Source organism: Sporosarcina sp. QA0331, assembly GCF_055808055.1.
Genome location: NZ_CM147850.1, coordinates 1,283,694 through 1,300,443 on the forward strand (window position 1 = coordinate 1,283,694; position 16,750 = coordinate 1,300,443).

Annotated in this window: 16 protein-coding genes and 1 other annotated feature; of the genes, 13 read left to right on the forward strand and 3 right to left on the reverse strand. The window is 44.3% G+C overall.

Annotated elements, in window-relative coordinates; all coding sequences use genetic code 11:
* Positions 1-216: 216 nt before the first annotated feature.
* Positions 217-432: a binding site (T-box leader), on the forward strand.
* Positions 433-505: 73 nt separating this feature from the next.
* On the forward strand, positions 506-2,920 hold the full coding sequence (gene leuS, locus AC0L13_RS06200; RefSeq protein ID WP_473645042.1) for a leucine--tRNA ligase: 2,415 nt from the start codon (positions 506-508) through the stop codon (positions 2,918-2,920).
* 308 nt (positions 2,921-3,228) lie between these two features.
* Here leuS and AC0L13_RS06205 read toward each other — a convergent pair whose 3' ends face one another.
* On the reverse strand, positions 3,229-4,497 hold the full coding sequence (locus tag AC0L13_RS06205; protein WP_473645044.1) for a BaiN/RdsA family NAD(P)/FAD-dependent oxidoreductase: 1,269 nt from the start codon (positions 4,495-4,497) through the stop codon (positions 3,229-3,231).
* 130 nt (positions 4,498-4,627) lie between these two features.
* On the opposite strand from AC0L13_RS06205, the gene AC0L13_RS06210 reads away from it, so the two are divergent.
* Positions 4,628-6,244 carry a putative polysaccharide biosynthesis protein gene (locus tag AC0L13_RS06210; protein WP_473645046.1) on the forward strand — a complete coding sequence of 539 codons (1,617 nt, stop codon included), beginning with the start codon at positions 4,628-4,630 and terminating at the stop codon, positions 6,242-6,244.
* Positions 6,245-6,247: 3 nt separating this feature from the next.
* Positions 6,248-6,964, forward strand: coding sequence for a pseudouridine synthase (locus AC0L13_RS06215; RefSeq protein WP_473645048.1), 717 nt, complete (start codon positions 6,248-6,250; stop codon positions 6,962-6,964).
* Between the two features lie 97 nt (positions 6,965-7,061).
* On the opposite strand, the gene AC0L13_RS06220 is transcribed toward AC0L13_RS06215, so the two are convergent.
* Complete coding sequence (locus AC0L13_RS06220; RefSeq protein ID WP_239431539.1) at positions 7,062-7,283, reverse strand: DeoR family transcriptional regulator; 222 nt, start codon at positions 7,281-7,283, stop codon at positions 7,062-7,064.
* 265 nt (positions 7,284-7,548) lie between these two features.
* Here AC0L13_RS06220 and pepV point away from each other — a divergent pair, with 265 nt between their 5' ends.
* The 5 genes from pepV to AC0L13_RS06245 are packed head-to-tail and all read left to right on the forward strand — an operon-like array spanning position 7,549 to position 12,368.
* Complete coding sequence (gene pepV, locus AC0L13_RS06225) at positions 7,549-8,964, forward strand: dipeptidase PepV (RefSeq protein WP_473645050.1); 1,416 nt, start codon at positions 7,549-7,551, stop codon at positions 8,962-8,964.
* Complete coding sequence (gene dat / locus AC0L13_RS06230) at positions 8,961-9,815, forward strand: D-amino-acid transaminase (protein ID WP_473645052.1); 855 nt, start codon at positions 8,961-8,963, stop codon at positions 9,813-9,815. Before pepV ends, dat begins: the two co-directional genes overlap by 4 nt.
* A 32-nt stretch (positions 9,816-9,847) precedes the next feature.
* Complete coding sequence (locus tag AC0L13_RS06235; protein ID WP_473645054.1) at positions 9,848-10,834, forward strand: nuclease-related domain-containing protein; 987 nt, start codon at positions 9,848-9,850, stop codon at positions 10,832-10,834.
* Between the two features lie 18 nt (positions 10,835-10,852).
* Positions 10,853-11,497, forward strand: a complete 645-nt coding sequence (trmB, locus tag AC0L13_RS06240; protein ID WP_473645056.1) for a tRNA (guanosine(46)-N7)-methyltransferase TrmB — start codon at positions 10,853-10,855, stop codon at positions 11,495-11,497.
* 25 nt (positions 11,498-11,522) lie between these two features.
* Positions 11,523-12,368: a YtnP family quorum-quenching lactonase gene (locus AC0L13_RS06245; protein WP_473645058.1), complete on the forward strand. Its 846-nt coding sequence runs from the start codon at positions 11,523-11,525 to the stop codon at positions 12,366-12,368.
* Between the two features lie 68 nt (positions 12,369-12,436).
* On the opposite strand, the gene AC0L13_RS06250 is transcribed toward AC0L13_RS06245, so the two are convergent.
* Entirely contained in the window at positions 12,437-12,751 is a 315-nt protein-coding gene (locus tag AC0L13_RS06250) for a hypothetical protein (RefSeq protein WP_473645060.1), read from the reverse strand.
* 162 nt (positions 12,752-12,913) lie between these two features.
* On the opposite strand from AC0L13_RS06250, the gene AC0L13_RS06255 reads away from it, so the two are divergent.
* From AC0L13_RS06255 to ytpR, 5 genes are all read left to right on the forward strand, one after another.
* A complete protein-coding gene (locus AC0L13_RS06255) occupies positions 12,914-13,987 on the forward strand; it encodes a M42 family metallopeptidase (RefSeq protein WP_473645062.1) in 1,074 nt (357 codons plus the stop codon).
* Between the two features lie 80 nt (positions 13,988-14,067).
* Entirely contained in the window at positions 14,068-14,589 is a 522-nt protein-coding gene (locus AC0L13_RS06260; RefSeq protein ID WP_473645064.1) for a DUF84 family protein, read from the forward strand.
* Between the two features lie 83 nt (positions 14,590-14,672).
* Entirely contained in the window at positions 14,673-15,188 is a 516-nt protein-coding gene (locus tag AC0L13_RS06265) for a hypothetical protein (RefSeq protein ID WP_473645066.1), read from the forward strand.
* Between the two features lie 72 nt (positions 15,189-15,260).
* Positions 15,261-16,079 carry a DUF1444 domain-containing protein gene (locus AC0L13_RS06270; RefSeq protein WP_473645068.1) on the forward strand — a complete coding sequence of 273 codons (819 nt, stop codon included), beginning with the start codon at positions 15,261-15,263 and terminating at the stop codon, positions 16,077-16,079.
* Positions 16,076-16,681: a YtpR family tRNA-binding protein gene (ytpR, locus tag AC0L13_RS06275; protein ID WP_473645070.1), complete on the forward strand. Its 606-nt coding sequence runs from the start codon at positions 16,076-16,078 to the stop codon at positions 16,679-16,681. The genes AC0L13_RS06270 and ytpR overlap by 4 nt, the downstream gene beginning before the upstream one ends.
* The last annotated feature ends 69 nt before the right edge of the window (positions 16,682-16,750 follow it).

The following is a 16,750-nucleotide window of genomic DNA, read 5'->3' on the forward strand; positions in this document are numbered from 1 at the left end:
CGAATAAGTGGAGTTATCTATTGAATCTGGCGACTTATCTATCGAATCGAATTAGTTATCTATTGAATACGTGAAGTTATCTATTGAATCAGGAAAGATATCACCAAAAAGGGACCATGGACTCATCCGTTTCCTAGTGACTTCCATTAAATTATAAGACATTTAGTTGTAATTTGTAACACTTTCGGGTACACTACAATAAACTGAATTCAAATAGCGTTGGCGTTGAAAAGGAATTAGTAATCGGACCGGTCGATTGAAGAGAGCAGGCGGTTGGTGCAAGCCTGTACGACTACGATGAACTCGCCTTTGAGCCTGCATCGGTGAACGAAAAGTAGCCAGTGCCGTTTTCCGCGTTAAGGAATCAAGTTGGGCGGCATTGCCGTCAATTTGGGTGGCACCGCGGGAGTACATATACCTCTCGTCCCTTATTGTTTTAAGGGACGGGAGTTTTTTTATTTCCGCAATAACGCGATTTGAATGTAATGGGAAGGAATGAACAGAGATGAGTTACAAGCATGTGGAAATCGAAAAGAAATGGCAGCAATATTGGAAGGACAATAAGACGTATAAAATGGTGAACGACGAATCGAAGCCGAAGTTTTATGCGCTTGATATGTTCCCATACCCATCCGGGGCAGGACTTCACGTCGGCCATCCGCTTGGCTATATCGCGACAGATATTTTAAGTTCATTCAAACGGAAGCAAGGCTATAATGTCCTTCACCCGATGGGATGGGACGCGTTCGGCTTGCCAGCTGAACAATATGCGATTGACACGGGCAATGACCCAGCAGAATTCACTGCGAAAAATATTGCGACGTTCAAGCGCCAAATGAATGATCTTGGTTTTTCTTATGACTGGGATCGTGAAGTAAATACGACAGATCCGAAATATTACAAATGGACGCAATGGATTTTCATCCAATTGTATAAAAAAGGCCTTGCGTACATCGATGAAGTGCCGGTCAACTGGTGCCCTGCACTTGGTACGGTCCTTGCGAACGAGGAAGTGATCGACGGTAAATCAGAACGTGGCGGTCATCCGGTTGAACGCCGTCCGATGCGCCAATGGGTATTGCGCATTACGGAATATGCAGATCGCTTGCTTGAGGATCTGGATGAGCTTGATTGGCCAGATAGTTTGAAAGATATGCAACGCAACTGGATTGGACGTTCTGAAGGTGCTCAATTGACGTTCGATATTGATGGAACTGAACTTTCATTCGAAGCATTTACGACACGTCCAGATACAATTTTCGGTGCAACATATGCTGTCCTTGCCCCTGAACATAAGCTTGTCGATAAAATTACGACTGCTGAACAAAGGGAAGCAGTTGATGCTTACTTGGATAAAGTGAAAACGAAAAGCGACTTGGAACGGACTGACCTTGCGAAAGAGAAAACCGGTGTATTCACAGGCGCTTATGCAATCAACCCTGCAAGCGGTGAAAAGATGCCGATCTGGATTGCAGATTATGTCCTTGCTTCATATGGAACTGGTGCCATCATGGCGGTTCCTGCACATGACGAAAGAGACTATGAGTTTGCGGTTGAATTCAAATTGCCGATTGTGGAAGTCGTTGCAGGTGGCGACATTTCGAAGGAAGCATATGTTGGCGATGGCGAGCATATCAACTCCGATTTCTTGAACGGTCTAGGAAAAGACGAAGCGATCGAAAAAGCGATTGCGTGGTTCGTCGAAAATGGAAAAGGCGAGAAGAAAATTACGTATCGTCTACGTGATTGGTTGTTCTCCAGACAACGTTATTGGGGTGAACCGATTCCAATCATCCATTGGGAAGATGGCTCGATGACTCCTGTCGACGAATCCGAATTGCCATTGATGCTACCAAAAACGGATAATATCAAACCGAGCGGAACAGGAGAATCTCCGCTTGCGAATATTGAAGAGTGGGTCAATATCGTTGATCCGGAAACTGGCATGAAAGGCCGTCGTGAAACGAATACGATGCCGCAATGGGCAGGCAGCTGCTGGTACTACTTACGCTATATCGATCCAGATAATGACGAAATGCTAATTGATCCGAAACTGGCAGAACGCTGGTTGCCTGTCGACATTTACGTCGGTGGTGCGGAGCATGCAGTGCTTCACCTTCTATACGCACGCTTCTGGCATAAAGTGCTTTACGATATCGGTGTCGTACCGACGAAAGAGCCATTCCAAAAACTCTTCAACCAAGGAATGATCCTTGGGGAAGGGCATGTGAAGATGTCCAAGTCGCTTGGCAACGTCATCAATCCAGACGACATCGTTCATTCACACGGTGCAGATACGCTTCGTCTATACGAAATGTTCATGGGGCCACTTGATGCATCGAAGGAATGGTCGACAAACGGACTAGACGGTTCTCGTCGTTTCTTAGACCGTATTTGGCGCCTATTCGTCAATGAAGACGGCACACTAAGTTCAAAAATTGTTGGCGAGCCGGGCGGTGCCCTTGAAAAGGTGTACCACCAAACGGTTAAGAAAGTGACGGAAGACTTGGAAGGCATGCGCAACAACACTGCCATTTCACAAATGATGGTATTCATCAATGAAGGGTATAAAGCAGATTCGATTCCAAAAGAATACGTCGAAGGCTTTGTTACATTGATTTCACCTATCACTCCGCATCTTGCTGAAGAGCTTTGGGAGATGTTAGGTCATGAAGAATCCATCGCATACGTTGCATGGCCAACATTCGATGAATCGAAACTTTTCGATGATACAGTGGAAGTCGCCGTTCAAATCAACGGAAAAGTCCGTGCGAAAATTGATGTCGCTAAAGACATTACAAAAGAGGAACTTGAAAAAGTTGCCCTCGCAGACGAACAGGTAAAGCAATGGATTGATGGGAAAGAATTGAAAAAGGTCATTGCAATTCCTGGAAGATTGGTTAATATCGTGGCAGTTTGATTCCAATAAAATAGAAATCCGAAGAAATGGATGCGTCCATTTCTTCGGATTTTTTGATTGCGTCCAAAGCGAGCCGTTGCGCGTCCAAAGTAAGCTACTCCGCGTCCAAAGCGAGCCGTTGCGCGTCCAAAGTAAGCTGCTCTGCGTCCAAAGCGGGCCGTTGCGCGTCCAAAGTAAGCTGCTACACGTCCAAAGCTGGCCATTGCGCGTCCAAAATAAGCTGCTATACGTCTAAAGCAAGCAGCATCACGTCCAAAGCAATCCTCTTCCAAATCAAAAAAACACCAGAATCTGGTGTTTTAAAGGTATTAGCCTTCCTCCTTCGCAAATGCCCCTGCATTCATCCCTGCAATCCGCCCAGTAACGAGCGCGGAAGTAATATTATATCCGCCGGTATAACCATGGATATCCAAAATCTCACCACAGAAGAAAAGCCCGTCTTTTTTCCGGGAAGCCATCGTTTTTGGCTCGATTTCTTTCGTGGAAATGCCCCCACCTGTGACGAATGCCTTTTCAATCGGCTGCGTGCCGTTCACAGTCATCGGGAATCCTTTCAGCAACCCTGCAAGTTTGCGGATTTTTTCATTTGAAAGTCCTGCACCGATATCAGCTTCATCGATGCTTGCACGGTCAAATAAAAACAGCAGCCATCGCTCTGGAGCGATTCCTTTCAAACTGTTTTTTACCGCTTTTTTCGGGTCTTCCTTCAGCATCGTATGGATCATTTGAAAAGCCTTTTCTTCATTCAGCGAAGGAAGGGAGTCAATCCGCATTTCGACGGGCTGTTTTCCATTTTTCATCTGCTCCTTCACGACGAATTGGCTGCAACGCAATATTGCTGGGCCGCTCAGTCCGAAGTGGGTGAAAAGCATATCCATCTGATGGGTGATAAGCGTCTTCCCTTTAGCATTCAAAACGGAAACAGCAACATCGCGCAATGCTAGTCCTTGCAGTTCCTTTGATTGGATAAACGGCTCATCGGATAATAACGGCACTTCTGTCGGGTAGAGCTCCGTCACTGTATGTCCAGCTTTTTCCGCCCATGGATAGCCATCTCCTGTACTTCCGGTTTGCGGGACCGCCTTGCCGCCTACCGCTACAACGACTGCATGAGAACGGATTTCTTCACCATCTTCAAGCCGCACGCCCAAAATCCGTTCATCGTCCATCAGTAGTTTTTTCACCCGAGTCGTCAACCTGACTTCCACATGCAAGCGATCCATTTCCGATAGCAAAGCATCCACAACATCCTTCGCTTTATTCGAAACAGGGAACATTCGGCCGTGATCCTCTTCTTTTAACGGAACGCCAAGCCCTTCAAAAAATGCGATGATATCCTCATTATTAAAGACAGAGAACGGACCATACAAAAACCTTCCGTTTCCGGGAATGTTTTTCACGATTTCCTCCAAGGGCAGACGGTTTGTCACATTACATCTTCCACCACCTGATATCGATAATTTATTCCCAAGCTTCTTCCCTTTATCAAGAAGGAGAACTTTGCCTCCGTTTTCTGCTGCAGCGATCGAGGCCATCAGTCCTGAGGGACCCCCGCCGATGATTATGACGTCATACATATATGGAACCACACTTTCAGTTTTTCTCCATTATACATTAAGTGTCCGTTAATCATTGTGAAAAGTGCCGTCGGGGGGTAAACTGATAAGTAGCTTTGTGGAGTAGTTCTTATGATTGGAAGGATCAACTATGTCATCAAATCTTGTTAAAGGCACGGCCATTTTAACGATCGGCCTCTTCTTATCGAAGGCGCTCGGTCTTTTATATGTTATTCCGTTTTATGCGATTGTCGGTGAAGAAAATATTGGTTTATATCAATACGCATACATTCCATACAACTTAGCTTTGGCAATTGCAATTTCAGGTGCTCCTCTCGCCATTTCCAAATTCATTTCGAAATATAATGCGATGGGCGACTATGCAACTGGGCGCAAGTTAATGAAATCAGGAATGCTTGTCATGACAGTATCTGGCATTCTCTCATTTCTAGTCCTTTTTTTCATGGCCGAACCAATTGCCCATCTTGTACGGAAGAGTGAAGACCAGATTTTCACGATAGAAGAAATTACATCTGTCATCCGTTCGGTAAGCTTTGCTTTGCTTGCCGTTCCGCTAATGAGTATCGTACGAGGGTATTTGCAAGGGAATCAAAAATTTGAACCGACGTCCGTCTCACAGCTTGTCGAACAGATTGTCAGGATTTTAGTTGTCCTTGTCGGTGCTTTTATTGTAGTAAATGTACTGGATTTGTCTCCGCGGACAGCAGTGAATTTTGCGGTATTTGCAGCATTCATCGGTGCGCTTGCTGGTCTTGTCGTCTTATATAAATACTGGCTAAAATACAAACCAGAATTCACCCAGCTTTATGCTAACAGTCCACCGGCAAGCAATGTCACTTTCGTCGATATGTACAAGGAAGTGATCGGGTACACGATTCCATTCGTCCTCGTCGGTGTTATCAATCCTTTGTATCAATTCGTTGATATGATTACGTTTAACGGAGCGATGACAAGTATAGGACTTGACGAAGTCACTGATGTCTATTTGACGATGCTCAACTTCTTAACCCATAAGGTCGTAATGATTCCAGTAATGGTCGCGACAGGATTTTCTATGGCGCTTATTCCGGTCATTACGGGATATTATACGAAAAAGGATCAGAAAGGCATTACCCGTTCATTAGACCAAACATTTCAGATTATGCTTTATTTAACAGTGCCTATGGTTCTTGGACTCATTGTCCTATCGAATGAATTTTATACATTCCTTTACAGCGAAAGTACTGTCGGTTCGAGTATATTAGCGTCATACGCGCCTGTCGCAATCCTGTTTGGGCTTTACTCAGTAACTGCCGCAATCCTGCAAGGAATTGACAGGCATAAATGGATCGTCTTCACTTCGCTAACAGGCCTATTATTCAAAATGATTTTGAATATCCCGCTCATCAAGCTTTTCGAAGTGAACGGTGCTATTGCTGCCACGGCGATCGGATATGCCATTGCGGTCGGGATCAATATTTATGTCATTTCACGGGTCCTTCACTACCGTTCAAGAATGGTATTCAGACGCCTAATTCTTATTGGGATTTTCAATGTGATCATGCTTATTGCAGTTCACTTTACATTAAAAGGATTGCTTGCAATTAGTCCTGTAGAAGGCAAGATGCAAGCATTGTTATATGTTTTAATTTGTGCGGTTGTTGGAGTAGTTGTTTACGGAGCTCTTTCTTTGAAATCGGGGCTTGCGCAAAAGCTGTTCGGCGATCGATTGACGAAGATTACAAAGAAGCTTGGCTTTGGAGGGTAAGAAATGCGTCTCGATAAATTATTGGCGAATATGGGATTCGGTTCCCGTAAGGAAGTGCGCCAGCTGTTGAAGAAAGGTGCCGTTCAAGTGAATGCTGTACCGGTGAAGGATGCGGCGCTCCATGTCAATCCGGAAAAGGATGAAGTAACGATCCTAGGTGAACGGGTCGACTATAAGGAATTCATTTACTTGATGTTGAATAAACCACAAGGTGTCATCTCTGCAACCGAGGATAACCGTGACAAAACCGTCATTGATTTGCTGAATGATGAACATCGTCATTTCGAACCGTTTCCTGTAGGAAGGCTCGATAAAGATACGGAAGGGTTTTTATTGATTACAAATGATGGGAAATTGGCGCATGAATTATTGTCGCCGAAAAAGGAAGTTCCGAAAACGTATTATGCCCATATCAATAGTCCGGTGGATGAAACCGATATTGAAAAGTTTGCGGAAGGGTTGACGTTGGATGATGGCTACTTCACGAAACCAGGCGAACTCCGCATCTTGCAATCAGGCGAGACATCGGAAATTGAACTGACGATTACAGAAGGAAAGTTTCATCAAGTGAAGCGGATGTTCGAAGCAGTCGGGAAACGAGTCGTCTATTTGAAACGATTATCGATGGGGCCGTTGGAATTGGATAGTGCCTTACACTTAGGAGAATATAGGGAGCTGACCGAAGAGGAAGTTGCAATGCTCCGAGATGAAAAAGGCTGAACCGGATGTTCCGGTTCAGCCTTTTTCATATTTTGTAACGTCCAGACGCAGGGCTCTGAAAGACAATCACCCTGCTCTTTTGTTTATTGAAGTGATGTCATGAGGGCAATTTAACTTTTTTCTTCGTTGTCGTCCATTTTCCGCGGGCCGGGCTTGTAATGAGCTCGTTGTATTCGAGGACATTCAAGTCCCTTTGCGCTGTGCGGTTTGTGATGCCGAATTCTTCAACAACATTTTCCGTTGTGACAATACCCCTGTCAAGGATATATAAATATACGTCCTTGATGCGGGTAAGCATACGATCAGTAGCTGGATTCAACTGTGGAACCACTCCTTCATCTTCATTTTCCAAAAACGATGGGCATGAGACTATTGAATGTACCGTATGTTAGTTGAATTGCCCCCGACAATGCACTCCTTTCATCAGAACGTTGCGTCAGATGCAATGTTCTGACAATATAAGTATAACTCATTTTTAACAATAGTACATGGATTTTTTGTTAAAGTTCTGTAAGAAATGTTTTGCTCTTTATTTTCTAAGCTGAACATGTAAAAATAGGGTATTAGGAAAGAGGGTGCTTGGATTGGTTAATTGGAATGAAAAAGTGTTGGAAAGAGAAGAACTTCTGATTGATGATTTAAAGCAATTGGTTTCCATTCCGTCCGTACTTGACGAAAGCTTGGCGACAGAGGATGCACCGTTTGGACCTGAGCCGAAGCGTGCGCTCGATTGGCTTTTGGAGGAAGGCAGGAAAGCAGGCTTTACTGTGAAAAACATCGACAATATGGCTGGCCATATTGAAATGGGAGAAGGGAATGAGCTGCTTGGCATCCTTTGTCACGTCGATGTTGTACCTGCTGGCGGCAATTGGACATTCGGCCCGTTTGATGGAACTGTAAAGGACGGAAAACTGTTTGGCCGTGGTGCGATTGACGATAAGGGGCCGACAATCGCTGCTTGGCATGCCATGAAATTAGTGAAGGAAGCTGGCATACCGTTGAATAAAAGAGTCCGGCTTATTATTGGCGCGGATGAAGAAAGCGGTTTCCGCTGTGTTCGACGTTATTTTGAAAAAGAAGAGATGCCGACAATCGGGTTTGCTCCAGATGCAGATTTCCCGATCATCAACGCAGAAAAAGGAATCTCTACGTTAGTGTTTACCCAAGAGACGAAAAAAGCTGATGGGCAGCTTCTTCATTTTAAATCGGGGGACCGGACGAATATGGTGCCCGATTATGCGGAAGCGCATATTAAAGGGTTCGATTTCAAGGATATTCAAAGTAAGTTTGAAAGCTACACGAATATCCATGGAATTGTGGCTTCCATCGTCGAGGGAAACGGCGAGGCAATTTTACGTTTTCACGGCAAATCGGCACATGCGATGGAGCCTGATAACGGTGTAAATGCAGCTGTCCTTCTCGCTGCGTTCCTGAATAAGATTTTCGAAGAGGGCGAATCGAAGGATTTTACCCAATTTATTCTCGACGCATTTGGGACAGAAACTCGAGGTCGCTTTCTAGGGTTAGCTTATAATGATGAAATTTCCGGGGATACAACATTGAATGCCGGTATCGTGACCTTCACTCCCGAACAAGGCGGTCAAGTGCTAGTGAGCATGCGGTATTCTGTCACATATCCGTTTGAAGATAAAATCGGAACGTGCAATGACAGGCTAAAGGATTCTACATTCGAGATGACTGTGAAATCGAACTCGAAACCGCATCATGTCGATGCAAATGATCCATTCATTACAACATTGCAGGAAATTTACACGTCCTATACGGGTGAAGAGGCGGAGCTATTGGCGATTGGCGGAGGCACATACGCCCGAGTGCTTGATAAGGGTGTAGCTTTCGGTATGCTATTCCCTGGACGGGACGATGTCGCTCACCAAGCGGATGAATATGTATATATAGAGGACTTATTGAAGGCGACAGCTATTTACACGGAAGCAATTAGCCGTCTTGCATCCGATAAAGGGGAAGGGGAAAACAAATGACGATTTATTTTATTGATGGGAAGTTCACGAGCAAGGATAGTTTGAACATTTCTGTAGATGATAGGGGATACTATTTCGGTGATGGAGTGTATGAAGTCGTTAAAGTGTATGATGGGGAATTGTATACAGCAGAGGAGCATTTTGCGCGCCTTTGCCAGAGTGCTAAGAAAATCAAAATGGCAATTCCTTATTCGGAACAACAGCTGATTGACATTGCGAAAGAATTAGTTAAAGTGAACGAAGTGAATACCGGCCATATTTATTTGCAAGTGACACGAGGGGCGTCTCCGCGGATCCATCAGTTCCCTGAACTATCAGTTGCTCCTGTTGTGACCGCCTATGCAATCCATAATCCAAGGCCATTGAGCAATATTGAAGGCGGTGTCTCAGTGAAGTCGGTTGAAGATGTCCGCTGGCTGCGCTGCGATATTAAGAGCTTGAACTTGCTTGCCAATGTCCTTGCGAAACAAGAGGCTTATGAAGCAGGCTGTGCAGAGGCGATATTTATCCGTGACGGACTTGTCATGGAAGGATCATCCTCCAATGCATTTGGTGTGAAAGACGGGGTTGTCATTACACATCCGGCTACAAATCTCATTTTGAACGGAATTACTCGCCAAGTTGTATTGAAGCTTTGCGCTGAAAAGGGTATTCCTGTCGAAGAAAGGGCATTCACTCCCGATGAAATGGCTGCGATGGATGAATTTTTCATCACTTCGACGACTGCCGAAATCACTCCTGTCGTGTTGATCGATGAAAAACCAGTTGGATTCGGAGTGCCTGGGGTAATAACAAGACAATTGCAAGAGGCATTCGCACGGCAGATTCCATTGACCGTGGCGGGGGAATAATGAACTTTGCCTACTGATCGGAGTGGATGAAATTGGCGCAACTCGTCAAACTGCTTGATTATGTATCTCGCTATGAAAATGATTTATCACGTTATCCGACACAATATATCCGCTTGAAAAACTCCCAGTGGAAACGGATGAAAACTCAATGGGAGCATGGTGCTGACTTGTCGGATTGGCAGTATATTCCCGATGAGACGGAAGAGCAGGCTGAGGAGGGGAAGTGGTACTCCCCTCTCTTCCGTCTCTTTGGCAATCGAAAAGGTCGTTCCGAAGAAACAGAGCCGATTGAGACAGCGAAAGACGAACAGGATGAAGTAGGTATATTGGATTTTAATCCGAACATCATTTATAATCCAAAAACCGAGCAGCAGCTTCGAAAGCTTTACTTGGACCAGCTATTCCATTTCCAGTTGAAATGGGCAAGCTCGACGATGATGGAAAAGTCGAATTTGGATGCAAGCTTTATGAGGGATACATTGTTAAGAAGCTTTACCCAACAGCTTCCTGACAGCTATCTTCTGTTCTACTATCCGATTCTCAAAGTGAAAAAAGCACCTGTTGAACTTGACATTATTCTTGTCACACCGATAGAATGCCTATGCATCACCGTGTTGGAAGGGGAGGACGCTGCGGCGTTCATTGGAAATGGCGATCGCTTTTGGACGAAAAAATTCGGAGATAAAGAATCCAGGGTATTGAATCCTTTTATCGGACTGAGTCGGATGGAAAAAATAATATCTGGAATTTTATCGTCGAATGACATCGATTTCCCTATTAAGAAATTAGTCATTTCGAGAAATGGTTATATCGATTATCCGGGATTGCCATTCGATACAGAAATCATTGATCGAAAAATGTACGGAGCTTGGTTCGACTCGCTACGGAAATCGACTGTTCCGATGAAGTTCAACCAATTCAAAGCGGCCCAATCGATTTTAGATATGGGACAAACTACTGCAATGAGCAGACTTTTTGAAGAGCAGACGGAGCAGGGAGAACCTGATAATAACGAATAGAAAAGAGTGTAATGAATTATGCGGCTACGCAATAAACCGTGGGCAAAAGACTTCATGGCAGAACATCCTGATGTACTGATCCATGAAGAAGAAGGAACAACAATCGATTGGAAATCGGTTTTCGGCAATGAAAATCCGATCCATGTTGAAGTCGGGACGGGAAAAGGGCAATTTATCATCGGAATGGCGATAGCCAATCCTGACGTCAACTATATTGGAATCGAGCATTTTGATAATGTCATCGTGTCTGCTTTGGAAAAGGTGATAGAGGCAGAAAAGCCTTCCAACCTACGCCTTTTAAGAGGAAATGGCGCGAATCTAGGGGATTTATTCCAAGCCGAGGAATTGGACCGGATCTACTTGAACTTTTCCGATCCATGGCCGAAATCCCGCCATGCAAAACGCCGGTTGACCCACGAATCGTTTTTGGCACGCTATGAGAAAGTATTGAAGAAAAGAGGGGAAATCCACTTTAAGACTGACAATCGAAAGCTTTTTGAATACTCGCTTGTTTCGATGTCTGCTTACGGGATGATCCTTCAAGATGTGTCACTTGATCTGCATGCGGAAATGCCTGAGGACAATATTATGACTGAATATGAAGAGAAATTTTCAGCAAAAGGGCAACCGATATATCGTTTGGAGGCAATGTTCAATAATTAAAGACAAGTGAAAGGGGAGGTTTTGTTTGGATACATACGATTTTCACGATATGAAACTTGCTTGGCTTGATGGGGGAGTCAATTTTCTTGATGGCGGGACGATGTTTGGGGTCGTTCCGAAAGCTTTATGGTCGCGCAAATATGATGTCGACGAAAACAATTTGATAGAGCTGCGGACCGATCCAATTTATATTGCCTATGAAGGAAAGCATATCATCATAGATTCAGGGATCGGGAAAGGGAAACTTACGGACAAGCAGAAACGCAATCTCGGTGTCCATGCTGAGACGAAGGTGGAGGAAAGCTTGGAGGAGCTCGGATTGACGCCTGCTGATATCGACATTGTCATCATGACTCATTTGCATAATGACCATGCTGCAGGGTTGACCGGCTGGAAGGATGACGCGCTTGTATCGGTTTTCCCGAACGCTGAAATTCATGTATCTCAAGTTGAATGGGATGAGATGAGGAATCCTAATATCCGTTCAAGGAATACGTATTGGAAAGAAAATTGGGAGCCGATCCAGCACCAAGTGAAAACTTTCGAAGGCCAGGTGGAAGTATTACCGGGCATTGAGATGATCCATACCGGAGGCCATAGCGACGGACATAGCGTCGTTAAGCTGACACAAAACGGTGAAACGCTCATTCATATGGGTGACATAATGCCGACGCATGCTCATAGCAATCCGCTATGGGTGCTCGCTTTTGATGATTATCCGATGACTTCGATCTTTGCAAAGGAAAAGCTAATGAAAGAAGCATTGCCAAACGGATATCGATTCATTTTTTATCATGATGCAGTTTATCGTCTCGTCCAGTGGGATGAAAGCGGCAAGGAAATCATCGAATCAATCGAACGCACAAAATAAGAAATAGAAAAAGCAACAGATGAAGGGAAGCTATGCTATGCTCCTTCAACTGTTGCTTTTTGTATGCATCATTTTTGTATCAATTCAACGACAGTGCCCGTTTGCGAATTCGCCGCAAACTCAAATTGCTCTAGTTCACCATTCCGGATTCTTGTGACGCCGCCTCGGTATACTTCCATAGACAAAACATTGTTAGTAAACGGCTCAGGTTTCATGACAATCCAAGAGCCATCAATCGGACCTTCTTTTTTGAAGGACTCCTTCACTGCGTTCAAGACATGTTCCGCCGGAGTGTTCGGGTTCATCTTCCCGATTGCTTGATTGACAACCAGTCCGGCAGCTACACCTGTCAAAACCCCTGCTACGAAATCTTTCACTTTCATGGCTAAGAAACCCCCTCCATCAATCTTCCCCAAGTGTACCATATTTCAAAAAAATGTTTAACTGCTGAAATATTAGTTCGGAAAGCTAAATATTATGATGGAAAGTTTCAAATACGTACACTATACTAGAAGAAGTACATATCGAATTGGGGGAAACTTTTCATGAACAACGAAACGTTGACAATGTTCCAAACATTGACCGAGCTGCCTGGCGCGCCAGGAAATGAGCATATGGTTCGCAAGTATATGCGTGAGGAGCTAGCGAAGTATTCCGATGAAATCATCCAAGACAACCTTGGTGGTGTGTTCGGCGTACGAAAAGGCCCAGAGGACAGTCCACGCATCATGGTAGCCGGCCATATGGATGAAGTCGGTTTCATGGTAACTGCTATTACAGATAACGGCATGCTTCGCTTCCAACCGCTTGGAGGCTGGTGGAGCCAAGTGCTGTTGGCGCAACGTGTCCAAATCATTACAGATGAAGGCCCGGTTATTGGTGTCATCGGTTCCATTCCACCACATCTGCTCAGTGACGAAGTTCGGAATAGGCCGATGGATATTAAAAATATGCTCATCGATATCGGAGCTGACGATAAAGAGGATGCGAAAAAAATCGGCATCCGTCCCGGCCAGCAAATTGTGCCGATTTGCCCATTCACGCCGATGGCAAACGAAAAGAAGATTTTGGCGAAAGCTTGGGATAACCGTTACGGATGCGGCTTGGCAATCGAATTATTGAAAGAAGTTCATGGCGAAACATTGCCGAATACCCTTTATTCAGGAGCGAATGTCATGGAGGAAGTCGGGTTGCGTGGGGCGCAGGCTGCTGCACGTATGATCAACCCGGATCTGTTCTTCGCCTTGGATGCAAGCCCGGCAAATGATGCCTCAGGGAATAAGAGTGAATTTGGCCAGCTTGGAAAAGGGACGCTACTGCGTATTTTTGACCGTTCGATGGTGACTCACCGTGGTATGCGTGAATTCATCCTTGATATGGCAGAAACGCATAAAATCCCTTATCAATACTTCATCTCAATGGGGGGAACGGATGCAGGACAAGTGCATATTTCTAACGAAGGTGTACCAAGCGCCGTAATCGGAATCTGCTCTCGCTACATCCATACGTCCGCTTCCATCATCCATACAGATGATTACGCAGCAGCGAAAGAGCTTCTCGTAAACCTGGTGAAAGCATGCGATAAAACGACAGTTGAAACAATTAAAAGCAATATGTGATTGAATCAATGTCGAGTAACAATAGAGCCATCCTTTCAGATGCAATAAGGATGGCTTTTTTCGACGGAAAGGAGAACAGCATGAAATTCATCATAGGATCTACTAATCAGGCGAAAGTGAAAGCGGCAAAAGCAATTATTGAAAGCTATTTTCCAGGAAGTGAACTGTCTACGGTGAAAGCTCCTTCCGGAGTAAAGGAACAGCCTTTTGGAGATGAGGAAACAAGGACGGGCGCATTGAACCGCGCAACGAATGCCGCTAATGAATTAGTAGGGGCAATCGGCATCGGATTGGAAGGCGGAGTACGTATGCTTGGTGACGAGATGTTCGTTTGCAACTGGGGAGCGCTCGTACTGCCGTCCGGTAAGTCTTTTACAGCTGCAGGAGCTCAGATCCCTCTGCCTGACGAAATCGCTTCCGAATTACAAAAAGGCCGTGAATTGGGTGTTGTTGTCGATGAATATTTCAAGGCAAGTGGCATCCGGCATAGCGAAGGCGCTATCGGGATGTTTACAGACCAGACAATAACCCGTGATTTGCTGTTCGAACATGTCATGCAATTATTGATTGGCCAATTAAAATACTATAAGAAGGCTAACTAAATCGCGATATTTGCATATAAGCATTATTATCTTTAAAATAGGTAACGGTATTTGATTAAAAATGTACGATTGGAGGAAGCTGAATGTTCCGCCTGTGGAAATTCTTATTCCTGGCATTCCTATCCATTAGTGTATTAACCGCATGTGGTAAAACTTTCGATGAACAAGCCGCCGAGGCGATTCTATCAGCAAAAGAGGCCTTTCAATTGCATGATCAACATGTGAATGATGAAGTTCATGGAGTTCCTTTATATAAACCAGCTGGATTTACGATTGAAGAGAAGTCCGATGCTCAAAACATTGTTATGAAAAAAGGCGACGAGACATTTCTCCTTTTCATTAATCCGAATGAAGATAAGAATAGCAGACTCTTTTATGATCTGTTAACAAGAACAGAGGATGATAAGCGGGTTGAGGAAGTATTTACCGATGATGGGTATTTCGGTTTCGCATCGATTGTGAAAAAGGGCGAGGATCAAGTCGAGCTCGTTGCAAGTGTCGGTGGAATTAAGATGACAACGATTACAAAAAACAAAAATATTGAAGTGAATATGGGCAAAATGATGGAAATTGTACGTTCCATCGAACAAGGCTCGTAATCCATTGACTAGGCGGTCACCCGACGCAATTGCGGCGAGCGGCCGTTTATTTTTGAAGAAAGGGTGAAAGGTATGAATTCACAACAACTAGTGGAACTATTAAAGGAACATTTGCCGTCCGAAAATCTGCAATGGCGTTTCGATCGGAAAACTGATAAAGTCCGTTTAGAGCATTCTGTTCTGAAAAAAGGGATGGATATTTCCTTGCCGGAAATCCTTGCGAAGTATGAAACAAAACAAGAAGCGGCAATCAATGAAGTTGTCTATACGATAAGGGAAACTTTCAAGGCGATGGAAAAAGAACAGAAAGACGGATTTGTGACAGAGAATGCAATCTATCCGGTTATTCGCTCTACTTCATTCCCTCAAACGTCGAAAGCAGGAGATCGTTTTATCGTAAAAGACCACACTGCGGAAACGAGAATTTTCTATGCTTTGGACTTGGGAACGACATATCGTCTTATCGACGAATCAATGTTAGATTCCATTGGCATGACGGAGTCGGAAATAATAGAGTCGGCGCTGTTTAAAGTTAGAGCATTGCCGACAAATATGAAAAAGGATGAAGTTGCTGGCAATATGTTTTATTTCGTCAATAATAATGATGGATATGATGCGAGCCGTATTTTGAATCAATCCTTCCTAAAGGATATGGAAGAGAAAATTGAAGGACATATGACTGTTTCGGTTCCCCATCAAGACGTTCTCATTATTGGCGACATTCGAAACGATACAGGATACGATGTCCTTGCACAAATGACGATGCAATTTTTCACAGTTGGAGCGGTGCCTGTCACGTCCTTGTCATTTATTTATGAAGATGGTAAATTGGAACCGATTTTCATTATGGCAAAAAATCGGGTTGCTCGAAAGGAAGGGAAAAGGAAATGAATATTTTTTACAATCAAAACGGAGTGGGCGATGTGCTTTTCATCCAATTAACGACTGAACGCCCAAAGTATAAGGAAGTAGAAAAAAAGAAGGATATAGCTATTATCAAAGACGAAGAAACGAATAACGTCGTTGCTTTCAACGTCTTCAACGCATCTACTTATGTGAAGGTCGAAGCCGATGGTCAAGTTGAAACGACGGAAGAAATTGTCGGTCAGCTAGAGGAAGCACTAAAGGCGAATGGTGTGGAGCTTGAATTGGATGTGGATTTCAGTCCTAAGTTCGTAGTTGGACACGTCGTTGAAAAAGAAAAACACCCAAATGCAGATAAATTAAGCGTCTGCAAGGTCGACGTTGGGAATGAAACACTTCAAATCGTCTGCGGTGCGCCAAATGTCGATGCTGGTCAAAAGGTTGTCGTGGCAAAAGTGGGAGCGGTCATGCCATCCGGAATGGTCATTAGAGATGCAGAACTTAGAGGAATTGCATCATCGGGCATGATTTGTTCAGCAAAAGAGCTGGGCATTCCGAATGCTCCAGCTGAAAAAGGGATTATGGTTCTTTCAGAAGATGCGGTACCCGGAGAAACATTTGTAATATAATTTGTAATATATTCACTTAATCCAGTAATTACGCCAAGTCGTAATTGATTGAACGTACTGTTTACAGCA